Source organism: Pseudomonas sp. MDT1-85 (assembly GCF_054898065.1).
Genome location: NZ_CM142715.1, coordinates 227,118 through 242,096 on the forward strand (window position 1 = coordinate 227,118; position 14,979 = coordinate 242,096).

Consider the following 14,979-nt stretch of genomic DNA (forward strand, 5'->3'; position numbering starts at 1 on the left):
AAGGTACGTCAATGAGTGCAAATTTTTCAGGCATTACGTGGGGCTTTCCCGGAATCGACCGGCGTCTACTGAAAGTGCAATTCAGCTTTTTGCTGATGGTTCTGGGGGGACGATGCAATCAACTGGCGGTGGCTTGGTGGGCCTTGCAGGAAACTGGCTCTGCGCTCTATTTCGCCAACATGATTGCCTGTTCCATCGCAGCGGAGGTGTTAGCTAAACCCCTGCTGGGATGGCTGGGGGACAAGTACAACAAAATCCTGATCATCAAGCTGGCCTCATGGATCAGCCTGCTGACAGCGCTATTGATGGTGATGCTGTCCGCCACGGGGTCGTTCAACCCCTGGACGGTGGGCGCGCTAATGATGATAAGCAGTGCGATCGTCGGCGTGCGCGACCCTCTCCAGGCGTCGATCATTCCTTTGTTTGCAGACGACGATAAAGTCTCCCTGGCCTTTCGGACCAAAAGCGTAATGTCGTCCTTTTCCATTCTGCTGGGGCCGGTACTGGCCAGCGGATTGATTTACGGGTTCGGTATCTCGTTCGCCTTTGCAGTCGATTTTTTTGCGATTCTCATCGCCGGGGCGTTGATCGCGACCATCCCGAGCCACATCGGTTCCAGTGACCAAGGCGAAAAAGCCCCGGGCGCCAGCGGCTTCAGAATGATCTATTCCGGCTTCAAAGTGGTTTACGGAGTGAAAGTCGAATTTTACCTGGCCATTATTGCAATGTTGATCAACTTTGCCTTGTTTCCGTTCTTCACCATTCTGATCCCACTGTACGTAAAAGACGTCATCCAGTACCCGGTCACTTACATTGGTCTTCTGGATTCGTGCTTCGGGCTGGGCATTCTGGCGGGCAGTTACAAGATCATCGGCTGGCTATCCGACCGGGTCCCCCGTGACATGTGTGTGTCCGCAGGTTTTGCATTACTGGGGTGCAACTTAGTGGTGGTCGGGACCGTTTCATCGTCGTTCATCGTGCCAGCGGCCTTTTTCTGCGGCGGTGTCGGCCTGATGTTGATCAACATCCCCACCTCCGCTGTGAGGTTACTGGCGACGCCCAAGCTCCATCGCAACCGCATATTTGCCACGGTTTCATTTCTGTCTGCGGCGGCCAGCCCCTTGGGCAGTTTCGCAATGAACACCTTGATTGCCTATCTGGGGGTCGCACTGACAATCACGCTGCTGGGCGTCATGGTGCTGTTGTTGTCTCTGTTGGTCTTTCTGGTACCCGATTTCAAAACTTTCATGCGTTCCCAGGATACGCAGCTCAATGATGCCTACCTGGACAAATACCCTGAAGCATTTGCGCACTGACGTGCCTCGCCGTACCCCGCCTCTTACCAACGGAGTTGCCTTTCACCATGCCGGACTTCAAGGATCGACCTGAATCTGCTCGACATGAACAGATCTTCTGCGGCCAATATTATGACGACATGGGCTGTACCGGTTTCCTGGGGGATCCGTCCAAGGATCGGATCTCGGTTCTGATGCTGGGGCTTTCGGACGGTGTGGCTCTGGCGCCGATCGCAGCCAGCACCAGAGTGGCCAGTCTATTGGCTGTTGATCTGGACGAGACTGCACTCGTGCGCAGCCTCGACAACCGGAACCGACTTGCAGCGCATATCGACTTTGACAGCGTGGTCGCCGATGCCGCGCACTTCCTGGTCGTCACCCCCGACCGGTACGACGTCATTATTGTCGATCTCTACACCCAGAGCGCTTATGCCCCGATCGTGTTTGATCACGGATTCCACCAACTATTGAAGAGCCGCCTCAATCCCCTCGGTCACGTGGTGTTCAACGGTTTTGGCGTTCCCATGAACCTAGACCCGTTCAACGGCCATACGCCCCAGGCTTGGCTCGCCCACTGCCTGAACGACAGCTGGGGCGACATTCATCACCTGCCTCATCGACGCAATGCGACGTTCATTATCGGCCCTCCGCCATCAACCATACTGGGCACCGCATCTGCCGTGGAGTTTCTATGCGCCAGTGACCGGCTCTTTATGGACATCATGAGCCTTCGCCTGCGCCACCTGACACCCACGGTTATACGTCACGCGCCGCTTGTGCCCCCGGCGCTGGACTTCGTCGGGATTGATCTGGAGGTGCAAAAACGCTGGATGGACTCGTTACCGGCGTTGTCTGCGCTGCTTCCGGCCTCGCTGAAGCTGAGCAAGCCCAACGATCTTCGCGTGTTACTGGATGACTCGGACGCTTGCCAAGCACTTCAAGAACAATTATTGAAGGACAGGTCTTCGTTGCGTACCACGCTGGCGTTGCTTATCGCAGGCGAAGTCAACTTCTCGGACCGCGATGTATCGTGGCTCCCAGACTGGGTCGTGTCGACCTTGGAGAACAGTGTAGAAATCCACCCCCGAGATTGGCTGGAAGGTTTACTCCCTTATGCCTATGGCGCCATTACCCACAGAACTCGAGGAGATCCAGCCAAAGTGGAAAGTTTCCGACGGGCGCTAGAGCGACTATCGCCAAGTGTTCCCGTCACGCCCTCGCGAAAATGAAACCTATATCAGGATAATTCAGCGTGCCGCTTCCGAACTAAGCGCTCATGAAGCTTCCAGAATCGCGGATTTTTTAGCAGATTCAAGACTACCTTCAAAGCCCCTATTTGCCTTGACTTTGGTGTTTTTTGATTTTGTTTTTTAGGGTGTTTTGTACGAGTTTTTTTAGGGGGTTTTTTCTGACAGCATTTTGAGCATCGTCTGGCAGTGCTTTGGTAAAATCGTGACGTTAACGGGGTCTGTATAACTTTTTTGACGAAGATCACCGCTCAAAATATTTATTTTTTGGGCATAAGGTTATTCAATTATTAAATAACTGCTAAAAATGTCCTCGTCGGACACAACCCGGCCTAATGCTCACTAGTTGGTTAACGAAATAGTCCAAAATCGGACTTGGTCACCCACGGTAATTTATTTCCAGAGCAGGCCCATGAGGGAGGCTTTGACCGCGGCGGCGATCTTGTTTTGACAACCCAGTTTTTTGAGGCAATGGTTTATATGGAAATTGACCGTTCTCTTGGTAATGCCCAAGATGACGGAAATATCGTCCGATGTTTTTCCGTCAGCGGTCCATTGCAGAATTTCCTTTTCCCGTTGGGACAACTCTACGGGCACCGGTAGAACAGACCCTATCCCCCGCAGCCGTAACCGAGTCATGCCCAAATGGGTGATCTGTGCAAGCCAGGAGAGCTCAGCCTGTTTTGTCTCGAGTTCCAGGGCCGTGATCGGGTCGCCGCCCCGGGCGAACGTCACCAGCCCCTGTGCTTCGCTATTGAGCAGCGTTTGCCCCCATCCCTCCGAGAGTCCATGGGATTGCGCCTCCAACCAGAAATCAGGAGCCAGGGCTTTGAGTTCAGCGTCCCATAGCACGGGTTTTACGCTTCTCAGTGCTCGAAAAACGTAGGGGTCGATTTCCAGGTAGCGATTGACCGCGTAGGCCGTCTGCCAGGCAGGCGAGTAATTGTTTATGAGGAACAAGCAAGGCTTAGTGAGAGGGAAAAGTGTTCTTGAACCATAAGCCACATAGTCAAACTCCAACTGTCGGGCGACGGCTTTGATATTGTCGAACAATAACTCGACGTCCGTCGTGGACATAGCCTTTTCCAACAGTTCAGCCTGCCAGTGCGACATAGAGATTCCTTCTCTTCTTTAGTGCTATCAGCGTCGTGCCAACATGCCTAGCATACTTCCAAATGTTTCCGCTAGCTGTCAAGGGTGACAGCTAGTACGCAATCTCGCCGCGCGCTCTAATCGGAACCCAACAAGTCACTATAAGGGTAGATGTGATGGATTACGTGTCAGGACGTTACGACGAGTTAACGTCAGTAGAGCGTCAGCGGTTGGCACATTATCGGTATCAGGTGTTCGTTGAACGCCTCGGCTGGCAATTGTCGACGCCTTCCGATTTAGAGTTCGACCAGTTTGACCATAGTGGCACTCATTACATCGTCGCTGAACAGGACGACGGAAATATAAAAGGCTGCGCACGCCTTTTACCCACCACCCAGCCGTATCTATTAAGTGAAGTGTTCACCTCATTGCTGGGCGGCGTTCCTGCTCCTTGCCAGGATGACATTTGGGAGCTGTCACGCTTTACCTCTCTGGATCTTGATGCTCCTACCTGCAAAGACGAACAAATGATGTCCGACGAAAACACCGTTGGCCTGTTCATGGCCACCCTGGATTACGCCAAAACCTGCGGTGTTTCGCATCTGGTGTCGGTTTCCCCTGTCGCTATCGGTCGTTTGTTGAAGCGCGGCGGCATCGATTTCAAATGGCTGGCACCTCCCCAAGTACTGGACAACCGTACCCTGGGAGCCTGTTACATCACCGTTCAGTAACCCTTCCTGACGCCCGGTAACGCATAAAAATATTAAGTGAAGCTGCTGATACGAGCCGAGCGGCTCATATCGGTGTGGGTCGATTTCGCGACATGGATAGCTACTGCTGGAAAACCAACGTTCAACACAGAGGGAAGATCATGATCGACATGGAAAGGAAAGTCGGAAAAGACATCGTACATAAGGGTCACGATGACGATGTGTTGATTTACGACGCTCGCCACCAGCTACCCGCTTGGCTGTCCGCCGCCATCGTTCAACAGGCGAACCTTGATCCAGTGGATCTCGACATCGTAAACCAGGCCTATCGCCTGGACAGCGATCGACTGGTGCTGCGCTCGTTACCGACGATTATCGGCCTGGACGAACTCGAACAGGCGGGCATGTTGGCCTGTCTGCCAGAGCTTCTCGCCTGCTACGAAAAAGCAACCGATCACCTGGTACTGACAGGTGTCTGGGTACTGGAAAGTACCGAAGCCAAGCTGGCACAACTGCTGGGTTACGACGACCTGCTCGACGTAGGCCAACGGCGGCGGGTGCATGATGTCCTCAAGAATATGGACGGTTGCCCACAGCAAGGCTTGCTGTACTTCACCCTGTTCAACGACACCTCCAATTACTTCTTTTACCGCAAGCACCATGAACACGTTCCTGGCCTGATGTTGATCGAAGTCGCCCGCCAGGCCATGTACGCGCATTTCTACGAACACAGTGGCTATGCACGCGGTGAGGTGTCGATTTCCATCGTTGACCTGCTGTCGAACTTCCCCCGTTATACCGAGTCGTCCTTTCAGGTCGACGTACTCGTCGGCGATTACGATGAACTGGCTCAACCTCGGGCACGAAAAGTCGACAAGCGCGCGCGTTTCTTCCAGAGGGGCGAACTGGTGGCCGATATCCGGCTACACGGCGAAGTCATCAAAATGCCCGTCTTCAAGCGCATGCGAAACATCAATATCGACCCGGCCTTCTGGTTCCGGCCGCTCAAAGGTATACGGCATGAAGTGCTGGTACGTCTTGAGTCCGGTCGTCATCTGGCCGGCCGGTTGGAGTTGCTTTCAATGGCCGGGCTGCAAGTGCAGTGTGACAGCTTGGCCAGCCCGCTCGACACGCCCGCGCAGGGGCATGCCTACCTTTATCTGGAAAGCGAGGGAATGATCAGCCTGCCAGTGCAATCGGTACACGAAAGTGATGCGCCCAAGGGTCGCCTGCTCACACTGCAACTGGCGGACCTGGATTCACAGTTGCGATTCAAATGGCGAGAAGTACTCAAGCAGTTCACTTACTTCTCCCATCAGGAAACAGTCCCCGCCCCCGCTCTCGAGCAGCCACTCTGGATGACGCTTAACCAGGCGTTATCGATGTCTGAGCAGAGGACAGAAGCATGATGGACCGTTATCCCCACGTGCTTGAGCCGCTTCGACTGGCAGGCGGGTTGGAGCTGCGCAATCGTCTGTTTTTTGCTTCGATGGGCGTGGATCTGGCCGATCATAGCGGGTGCGTGACGCCCGCCATGATCGAGTTCTATCAGGGCATCATGGAGGGCGGCTGTTCCATGGCGTTTCTGTGCAACGCCACGGTATCACCCCAGTCCCGACTGCAGAGCACCGGGCTCGGACTGTACGATCAACACCAGGGCGAATCGCTCAAAGCCATGTTCGAGATGTCCGAGCGCGTCAACACTCCAGTGGGCGTGCAGTTGCAACATTACGGTGGTCAGGGCACCACGACGCACACCGGCGTTGCCGTGCTGACGCCCAGTGGCGTGCCATGCCCGCGCGTGTCCAAACTTGATCCGGACTATCGGGTTCGGATCATGGACGAAGCGGACATTGCCCTGGTGATCGAGCAGTTTGCCCATTCCGCCTGGCTGGCCTGGACTAACGGTGCCCGACTGGTGCAATTGCAGGCATCCAACGGTTATCTGCTGAGCAGTTTTCTGTCTCCACACACCAATAAGCGAACGGATCGTTATGGGGGCAGCGAAGAGAACCGTGCCCGTCTGCTGCTCGAAGTGGTCCAGGCCATCCGCGAACGAACCAATGGTGCGCTGATTATCACCATCAGGCTGGGTATCGATGATCGTCTGGGTGAGCAGGGGCTGCAATTCCCGGATATCAAAGAAACAGTCCAGGCACTCTGCCAGGCCGGCGTTGCAGCACTGGAGTGTTCAATGTGCATGGGCGCAACCTTCGGCCAGTTAATCGTCCACTCCTCGACGATGGATGACTACCTGCAAGCCGGTGTCAGGGCCATCAAAGCTGTGTCGACGGTACCGGTGGGGTATGCCGGCTTCACCGATGGGTTAGACAAAGCCGAACACTTGCTGGCCGATGGCGTCTGCGACTGGGTAGGGATGTCCAGGGCCCTGTTCGCCGACAACGACCTGATAAACAAAACGCTTCAGGGCCGTTCCAACGACATTCATAAATGCCAGTGGGACAGTAAGTGCTTCAGCGACAAAAGTAATCCGCGCCTAGACCGGGTGTATTGCTGCGTGAACCCGAAATACTTGAGACCCTCGTTGGCATAAGGATGCGACACATGTACGACTTCACAGGAAAAGTGTGCCTGGTAACAGGCGGAACCAGCGGGATTGGCGGGGGCGTCAGCGAACGCCTGATCGAGGCGGGAGCCGATTTGATTGTGTTCGGCAGAGACGCAGAAAAAGGTGCGCAGCTGGCAGACCGGTTGGGTGAGCGCTGCCGGTTCATTGCCTGCGATGTCGCCGATCCAAGTCAGGTAGAGCAAGCATTCGATACCATTCGATCCCTTTACGGCAGGCTCGATTGCGCCTTTAACAATGCAGGAGTGACCGCCCGCTATGGCACGCTGGCGGACTCGTGCCCGGATGACTGGATGAAGGTGATGAACATCAACGTCAACGGCACCTACCACTGCATGAGGCATGAACTGCAAATCATGCTCGGCCGGGGCACAGGCGCCATCGTCAACACCTCGTCCTGTGCCGGCGTGGTCCCTATTGGCGGCCAAGTGGCCTACGTCGCCAGCAAACAGGCCATCAACGGCATGACCCAGGTGGCGTCCATCGAAAATGCCAGACTGGAGAATGGAGGATGCATTCGCGTCAACGCGGTTGCCCCTGGCCCTATTCTGGGCGGCATGAACAGCGAAGCACGCTTGAAAGCAGCACCGGAAAACACCCAAAGAAAAATCAACGTCACCTCCATGAAACGCTTCGGTACGGCGGATGAAGTGGCAAACGCCGTACTCTGGCTACTCAGCGATCAGGCGTCCTACGTCACGGGTGTGGTCATGCCCATCGATGGCGGCTACGCGAGCGGCAAATTCTGATATGAACAGCGCATTCATGACAGGCGTCGGCCGTGGGTTCGGCCTGGCACTTGCTCTGGAGTAAACATCGGGTGCCCGTCATCGGTGTTTGACTGAACGCACTCAGAAGGCAAGACAGCACACACAAAACGACCCGCACATGGCGGGTCGTTTTGTGTGTGGCGAAGGATCAAGTTTCACTCACCTGTGGATAACTTATTCCACAGTCACCGACTTCGCCAGGTTACGTGGCTGGTCCACGTCTGTGCCTTTCAATACGGCGACGTAGTACGAGAGCAGCTGCAGCGGAATGGTGTAGAGGATCGGCGACAGGATGTCGTGAATGTGCGGCATTTGGACGACATGAGTGCCTTCACCATTGGTCATTCCGGCTTGTTCATCGGCGAAGACGATCAGCTCACCACCACGGGCGCGGACTTCCTGGAGGTTGGACTTCAGCTTCTCCAGCAACTCGTTGTTCGGCGCCACGGTGACCACTGGCATGTCGTTATCCACAAGCGCCAACGGGCCATGTTTCAGTTCGCCCGCCGGGTAGGCTTCCGCGTGGATGTAAGAGATTTCCTTAAGTTTGAGTGCCCCTTCCATTGCCACCGGGAATTGCGCGCCGCGACCGAGGAACAGTGTGTGGTTCTTCTCGGCGAACAGCTCGGCGATTTTTTCCACAGTGTTGTCCATGGCCAGGGCTTCGCCCAAACGGGTCGGTAGGCGACGCAGTTCTTCGACCAGTGTGGCTTCGACGCCTTCGGCCAACGTACCGCGAACCTGGCCCAGAGACAGGGTCAGCAACAGCAGGCCAACCAATTGAGTGGTGAAGGCTTTGGTCGAGGCCACGCCGATTTCGCGGCCGGCCTGGGTCAGCAGCGTCAGGTCCGATTCACGCACCAGAGAGCTGATGCCGACGTTGCAGATTGCCAGGCTGGCGAGGTAACCCCCTTCTTCTCTGGAAAGAGCCTTGGCATTACGCAGCGCGGCCAATGTGTCGGCGGTTTCACCTGACTGGGAGATGCTCACGAACAGGGTGTCGGGCTGCACCACTACTTTGCGGTAGCGGAATTCGCTGGCGACTTCGACCTGACATGGGATGCCAGCCAGTTCTTCGAGCCAGTAACGGGCAACCATGCCGGCGTGGTAACTGGTACCGCAGGCGACGATCTGTACATTGCGCACCTTGGCGAATAGCTCGGCAGCTTCCGGGCCGAATGCCTCGACCAGCACCTGGTTATGGCTCAGGCGACCTTCGAGAGTGCGTTGTACAACGACCGGTTGCTCGTGAATTTCCTTGAGCATGTAATGGCGAAATTCGCCCTTCTCAGCCGCTTCGGCACCATCGCGGTACTGAACGCTTTCACGCTCGACGAGCGCGCCATCGATGTCCCAGATTTGCACGCTGTCGCGGCGAATTTCGGCGATATCGCCTTCTTCCAGGTACATGAAACGGTCGGTCACCTGACGCAGCGCCAACTGGTCGGAGGCCAGGAAGTTCTCACCCATGCCCAGACCGATCACCAGTGGGCTGCCACTGCGGGCCGCCACCAGGCGATCGGGTTGAAGGGCGCTGATCACCGCCAGGCCGTAGGCACCGTGCAGCTCTTGCACGGTCGCTTTCAGGGCTACCGTCAGGTCGGGTTGCAGCTTGAGTTTTTCATGCAGCAAATGCGCGATGACTTCAGTGTCGGTGTCCGACGTGAACACGTGGCCCAAAGCCTGGAGTTGCTCGCGCAGGGCTTCATGGTTCTCGATGATGCCGTTGTGCACCACCGCCAGATCACCGGAAAAATGCGGGTGAGCATTGCGTTCACACGGCGCGCCGTGGGTCGCCCAACGGGTATGGGCAATGCCCAGGCGGCCGACCAGAGGCTCTTCGTTCAGCGCCTGTTCCAGTTCGCTGACCTTGCCCGGACGACGCGTGCGCAAGAGTTTTTCATCGTTGGTGTACACCGCCACACCGGCGCTGTCATAGCCACGGTATTCCAGACGCTTGAGGCCTTCGAGCAGGATGGCGGTAACGTTACGTTCTGCGACTGCACCAACAATTCCACACATGCTAGTTCTCCTGACTGACGGCGGCGCAAATCAAATTAATGCTGCGGGCCTGAATCAGATCGCGCGCCTCCAGTGGCAGGCGATCATCGGTAATGAGGGTATGGACGCTGCTCCATGGCAGCTCCAGATTGGGAATTTTGCGGCCGATCTTGTCGGCCTCGACCATCACGATCACTTCGCGGGCAACCTCGGCCATGACACGGCTCAAGCCCAGCAATTCATTGAAGGTGGTGGTGCCGCGCACCAGATCGATGCCATCGGCACCGATAAATAACTGATCAAAGTCATATGAGCGTAGTACTTGCTCGGCCACCTGACCCTGGAAGGACTCGGAATGCGGGTCCCAGGTGCCCCCGGTCATCAACAGCACCGGCTCGTGCTCGAGTTCGCTCAAGGCGTTGGCGACATACAGGGAGTTGGTCATCACCACCAGACCCGGTTGCTGACCGAGTTCCGGGATCATCGCGGCGGTGGTGCTGCCGCTGTCGATGATGATTCGCGCATGCTCGCGGATCCGCGTGACGGCGGCGCGGGCAATGGCCTGCTTGTATTTGGAAACCGGTTGCCCGAGGTCGGCGACCAGCTCCTGAGGCATGGTGACCGCCCCGCCATAACGCCGCAGCAGCAAACCGTTGCTTTCAAGCGCCGCCAAGTCCTTGCGAATCGTAACTTCCGAGGTTTCGAAGCGCTTGGCCAGCTCGTCCACGCTGACTTCCCCCTGCTCATTGAGCAAGGCGAGGATGTTGTGGCGGCGTTGGGGCGTGTTGCGCTTGGACATGGCTTGGTAAGTTTCGATTCGAAAGATAACGTAAGCAATCAAAACCTATTAGCGAAACTTCGTCAAGCGGGACACGATAAAAATGATCTGCGGATGAAAAGCTTCGCGGGCAAGCCTCGCTCCTACAGGGCCGGAGTCGTAAACACATTTGTGAACGACCTAAAATCCTGTAGGAGCGAGCGGTGCGGCGATCCGACTTGCCCGCGAAAGCGATCTCATGAGCGCACATCATGCGCTGTGGATAACTCAGCTCTTCTTGATCTTCTCCGGCCGTTTCCAGCCATCGATGTTCTTCTGCCGAGCCCGACCCACAGCCAACTGAGCCTTATCCACATTCTGGGTAATGGTCGAACCGGCCGCTGTGGTCGCCCCCGCAGAGATATCCACAGGCGCCACCAACGAGTTGTTGGAACCGATGAACACATCTTCGCCCAGCACGGTTTTCCACTTGTTGGCACCGTCGTAGTTGCAGGTGATGGTGCCTGCGCCGATGTTGGTACGCGCACCGATCTCGGCGTCGCCCAGGTACGTCAAATGCCCGGCCTTGGCGCCTTCGCCCAGATGAGCGTTCTTCAGTTCAACGAAGTTACCCACATGCGCGCGAGCTTCCAGCACCGTCCCGGGACGCAAACGAGCGAACGGGCCGGCATCGCTGCCTTCACCGAGCATCGCGCCGTCGATATGGCTGTTGGCCTTGATCACCACGCCTTTGCGCAGGGTGCTGTCCTTGATCACGCAGTTCGGACCGATCACCACGTCGTCCTCGATGACGACTTTGCCTTCGAGGATCACGTTGATGTCGATCAGTACATCCCGACCAACGGTGACCTCACCCCGCACATCGAAACGCGCCGGGTCGCGCAGGGTCACGCCTTGAGCCATCAAATGACGAGCCGTGCGCAACTGATAGTGACGCTCAAGCTCAGCCAGTTGCTTGCGATCGTTGGCGCCCTGCACTTCCATGGTGTAGTGGGGGTGTTCGGTGGCCACCACCAGACCATCGCTGACCGCCATGGCGATCACGTCGGTGAGGTAGTACTCGCCTTGGGAATTGTTATTGGAGAGACGACTCACCCAATCGCCCAGACGTTCGAAAGGTAGCGCCAGAATGCCGGTATTGCCTTCAGTGATCGCACGCTCGACGTCGTTGGTGTCTTTATGTTCGACGATGGCGGTAACCTTGCCGGCGGCATCGCGGACGATGCGGCCGTAACCCGTCGGATCATCCAGTTCGACAGTCAACAGGCCCAGTTGCTGCGGTTCAGCCAGCTTGAGCAGACGTTGCAGGGTTTCGACTTCGATCAACGGTACGTCACCGTACAGAATCAGCACGGTGTCGGACTTGATGAACGGTACAGCCTGGGCCACCGCATGTCCGGTACCCAGCTGTTGATCCTGCAGGACGAAATTCAGGTCATCGGCGCCCAGACGCTCGCGCACCACTTCGGCACCATGGCCGATCACCACATGGATGCGTTGTGGATCAAGTTGCCGGGCCGTGTGGATAACATGACCAAGCATTGAGTTACCGGCAACCGGGTGCAGAACTTTCGGCAAGGCCGAACGCATGCGCGTGCCTTGGCCGGCAGCGAGGATAACGATTTCAAGAGACATGACAGGCTACTAATCCTGGGGGGTCAGCGGCTGCGACCGGGTGATAAAAGTCGGAAAAGAAAAAAGGGTAGCCGAGGCTACCCTTTTTAATCAATCACACAATAAGTCGATGGCCGATTAGTGGCCGAACTTCTTGCGGATCTGCTGGACGGTGCGCAGCTGAGCTGCAGCCTCGGCCAGACGTGCGGCAGCAGAACCGTAATCGAATTCCGCGCCTCGCTCATGCAAGGCCTTCTCGGCAGCCTTAACGGCTTCCTGAGCGGAGGCTTCGTCCAGGTCGGCAGCACGTTGCACGGTGTCGGCAAGAACCTTGACCATGTTCGGCTGAACCTCGAGGAAACCACCGGAGATGTAATACACCTCCTCTTCCCCGCCCTGCTTGACCAGGCGGATCGGGCCCGGCTTGAGATTCGTGATCAATGGCGCGTGACCCAGAGCGATACCAAGATCACCCAGGGCACCGTGCGCAATCACCATCTCGACCAGGCCGGAAAAGATTTCCCCTTCCGCGCTGACGATATCGCAATGGACTGTCATAGCCATCTGATTGCCTCAACCTAAATTAGCGCCCGTTGCCGGGCGCCGGGATTACAGTTTCTTGGCTTTCTCGATCGCTTCTTCGATGCCGCCGACCATGTAGAACGCTTGTTCTGGCAGGTGGTCGTAGTCACCGTTGAGGATGCCTTTGAAGCCAGCAATGGTGTCTTTCAGGGAAACGTATTTACCCGAAGCACCGGTGAAGACTTCAGCCACGAAGAACGGCTGCGACAAGAAACGCTGGATTTTACGAGCACGGTTTACCAACTGCTTGTCGGCTTCCGACAGCTCGTCCATACCCAGGATCGCAATGATGTCCTTCAGTTCTTTGTAACGCTGCAGAACATACTGTACGCCGCGAGCGGTGTCGTAGTGGTCCTGGCCGATCACGTTCGGGTCCAGCTGGCGCGAAGTCGAGTCGAGTGGATCGACCGCAGGGTAGATACCCAGGGAGGCGATGTCACGGGACAGAACGACGGTGGCGTCCAAGTGGGCGAAGGTGGTTGCTGGCGACGGGTCAGTCAAGTCATCCGCCGGTACGTATACCGCCTGGATCGAAGTGATCGAACCTTCCTTGGTCGAAGTGATACGTTCTTGCAGAACGCCCATCTCTTCAGCCAGGGTCGGCTGGTAACCTACTGCAGAAGGCATACGGCCCAGCAGTGCGGATACTTCAGTACCGGCCAGGGTGTAACGATAGATGTTGTCGACGAACAGCAGAACGTCGTTACCTTCGTCACGGAACTTCTCGGCCATGGTCAGGCCGGTCAGTGCTACGCGCAGACGGTTACCCGGCGGCTCGTTCATCTGACCGTAAACCAGTGCCACTTTGTCCAGAACGTTGGAGTCCTTCATCTCGTGGTAGAAGTCGTTACCCTCACGAGTACGCTCACCCACACCGGCGAACACGGAATAACCGCTGTGCTCGATGGCGATGTTACGGATCAGTTCCATCATGTTTACGGTTTTGCCTACACCGGCACCACCGAACAGACCGACTTTACCGCCCTTGGCGAACGGGCAAACCAGGTCGATAACCTTGATGCCGGTTTCCAGCAGGTCGTTGCCGCCCGCTTGTTCAGCGAAGGATGGCGCAGGACGGTGAATGCCCCAGCGCTCTTCGGTGTCGATCGGGCCAGCTTCGTCGATCGGGTTACCCAGAACGTCCATGATCCGGCCCAGGGTCGCTTTACCGACTGGTACGGAGATGGCTGCGCCAGAGTCGATGACGTCCAGACCGCGCTTCAAGCCTTCGGTGGAACCCATCGCAATGGTACGAACCACGCCGTCGCCCAGCTGCTGCTGAACTTCCAGGGTGGTCCCGGCCGCGCTTTGAACTGTCAGCGCGTTGTAGATGCTCGGTACGCTGTCGCGTGGAAATTCCACGTCGATAACGGCGCCGATGATTTGAACGATACGTCCGCTACTCATAGCTGGATCCTCTGAATATTTGAACCGTTAAACCGCGGCAGCGCCGCCGACGATTTCCGAGATCTCTTGGGTGATCGCAGCCTGACGCGCCTTGTTGTAGACCAGCTGCAAATCGCTGATCAAATCACCGGCGTTGTCGGTAGCGTTCTTCATCGCGATCATCCGCGCAGCTTGTTCAGCCGCATTGTTCTCGACCACCGCCTGGTAGACCTGCGACTCCACGTAACGGACCATCAAGCCGTCAAGCAACTCTTTGGCGTCCGGTTCGTACAGATAATCCCAGTGGTGCTTGAGTTCTTGATCTGCGGTTGCCACCAGTGGAATCAACTGCTCCACGGTAGGCTGTTGCGTCATGGTGTTGATGAACTTGTTGGACACCACGGACAGGCGGTCAATACGGCCGTCCAGGTAGGCATCCAGCATCACCTTGACGCTGCCGATCAGGTCATTGATCGATGGCTCTTCACCCAGGTGGCTGATAGCTGCTACGACGTTACCGCCGAAGTTGCGGAAGAAAGCCGCACCCTTGCTACCCACTACACACAGATCAATCTCGACGCCGTTGTCGCGGTTTACCGCCATGTCCTTGACCAAGGCCTTGAACAGGTTGGTGTTCAAGCCACCACACAGACCACGGTCACTGCTCACCACGACGTAACCGACGCGCTTTACTTCACGGTCGATCATGAACGGGTGGCGATATTCCGGGTTGGCGTTGGCCAGATGGCCAATAACCTGGCGGATGCGCTCCGCGTAAGGACGGCTAGCAGCCATGCGCATTTGTGCCTTGCGCATTTTACTGACCGCCACTTTTTCCATGGCGCTGGTAATCTTTTGCGTGCTTTTGATGCTCGCAATCTTACTGCGAATCTCTTTTGCGCCTGCCATGTAACACC

Annotated in this window: 13 protein-coding genes; 6 read left to right on the plus strand and 7 right to left on the minus strand. The window is 56.5% G+C overall.

The features are described from left to right. Window positions 1-11 precede the first annotated feature (11 nt). A complete protein-coding gene (locus ACYZT2_RS01075; protein WP_461969400.1) occupies window positions 12-1,316 on the plus strand; it encodes an MFS transporter in 1,305 nt (434 codons plus the stop codon). A 47-nt stretch (window positions 1,317-1,363) separates the two neighbouring features. Then, window positions 1,364-2,524 (plus strand): spermidine synthase, encoded by a 1,161-nt coding sequence (locus tag ACYZT2_RS01080; RefSeq protein ID WP_461969401.1) that lies wholly within the window; start codon window positions 1,364-1,366, stop codon window positions 2,522-2,524. A gap of 411 nt (window positions 2,525-2,935) precedes the next feature. On the opposite strand, the gene ACYZT2_RS01085 is transcribed toward ACYZT2_RS01080, so the two are convergent. Then, window positions 2,936-3,655 carry an autoinducer binding domain-containing protein gene (locus tag ACYZT2_RS01085; protein ID WP_461969403.1) on the minus strand — a complete coding sequence of 240 codons (720 nt, stop codon included), beginning with the start codon at window positions 3,653-3,655 and terminating at the stop codon, window positions 2,936-2,938. A 155-nt stretch (window positions 3,656-3,810) separates the two neighbouring features. On the opposite strand from ACYZT2_RS01085, the gene ACYZT2_RS01090 reads away from it, so the two are divergent. The 4 genes from ACYZT2_RS01090 (at window position 3,811) to ACYZT2_RS01105 (ending at window position 7,680) form a co-directional block, all read left to right on the plus strand. After that, the gene (locus ACYZT2_RS01090; RefSeq protein ID WP_461969406.1) at window positions 3,811-4,365 is read left to right on the plus strand and encodes an acyl-homoserine-lactone synthase; all 555 of its coding nucleotides are present in this window, start codon (window positions 3,811-3,813) and stop codon (window positions 4,363-4,365) included. Between the two features lie 140 nt (window positions 4,366-4,505). Beyond that, the gene (locus ACYZT2_RS01095) at window positions 4,506-5,753 is read left to right on the plus strand and encodes an AfsA-related hotdog domain-containing protein (protein WP_461969408.1); all 1,248 of its coding nucleotides are present in this window, start codon (window positions 4,506-4,508) and stop codon (window positions 5,751-5,753) included. Continuing rightward, a complete protein-coding gene (locus tag ACYZT2_RS01100) occupies window positions 5,750-6,898 on the plus strand; it encodes an oxidoreductase (protein ID WP_461969410.1) in 1,149 nt (382 codons plus the stop codon). Before ACYZT2_RS01095 ends, ACYZT2_RS01100 begins: the two co-directional genes overlap by 4 nt. A gap of 11 nt (window positions 6,899-6,909) precedes the next feature. Further along, entirely contained in the window at window positions 6,910-7,680 is a 771-nt protein-coding gene (locus tag ACYZT2_RS01105; RefSeq protein ID WP_461969412.1) for an SDR family NAD(P)-dependent oxidoreductase, read from the plus strand. A gap of 195 nt (window positions 7,681-7,875) precedes the next feature. Here the strand turns inward: ACYZT2_RS01105 and glmS are convergent, their stop codons facing one another. The 6 genes from glmS to atpG all read right to left on the minus strand — a co-directional run bounded on the left by glmS (window position 7,876) and on the right by atpG (window position 14,971). Then, a complete protein-coding gene (gene glmS / locus ACYZT2_RS01110; RefSeq protein WP_461969414.1) occupies window positions 7,876-9,723 on the minus strand; it encodes a glutamine--fructose-6-phosphate transaminase (isomerizing) in 1,848 nt (615 codons plus the stop codon). Between the two features lies 1 nt (window position 9,724). Further along, window positions 9,725-10,501, minus strand: a complete 777-nt coding sequence (locus ACYZT2_RS01115; protein WP_461969416.1) for a DeoR/GlpR family DNA-binding transcription regulator — start codon at window positions 10,499-10,501, stop codon at window positions 9,725-9,727. 246 nt (window positions 10,502-10,747) lie between these two features. Then, window positions 10,748-12,115 (minus strand): bifunctional UDP-N-acetylglucosamine diphosphorylase/glucosamine-1-phosphate N-acetyltransferase GlmU, encoded by a 1,368-nt coding sequence (glmU, locus tag ACYZT2_RS01120; protein ID WP_461969418.1) that lies wholly within the window; start codon window positions 12,113-12,115, stop codon window positions 10,748-10,750. 117 nt (window positions 12,116-12,232) lie between these two features. Further along, complete coding sequence (locus ACYZT2_RS01125) at window positions 12,233-12,658, minus strand: F0F1 ATP synthase subunit epsilon (protein ID WP_007969909.1); 426 nt, start codon at window positions 12,656-12,658, stop codon at window positions 12,233-12,235. A gap of 45 nt (window positions 12,659-12,703) precedes the next feature. Beyond that, window positions 12,704-14,083 carry a F0F1 ATP synthase subunit beta gene (atpD, locus tag ACYZT2_RS01130; RefSeq protein WP_038980433.1) on the minus strand — a complete coding sequence of 460 codons (1,380 nt, stop codon included), beginning with the start codon at window positions 14,081-14,083 and terminating at the stop codon, window positions 12,704-12,706. 27 nt (window positions 14,084-14,110) lie between these two features. Continuing rightward, window positions 14,111-14,971, minus strand: a complete 861-nt coding sequence (gene atpG / locus ACYZT2_RS01135) for a F0F1 ATP synthase subunit gamma (RefSeq protein ID WP_030132552.1) — start codon at window positions 14,969-14,971, stop codon at window positions 14,111-14,113. Between the last annotated feature and the right edge of the window lie 8 nt (window positions 14,972-14,979).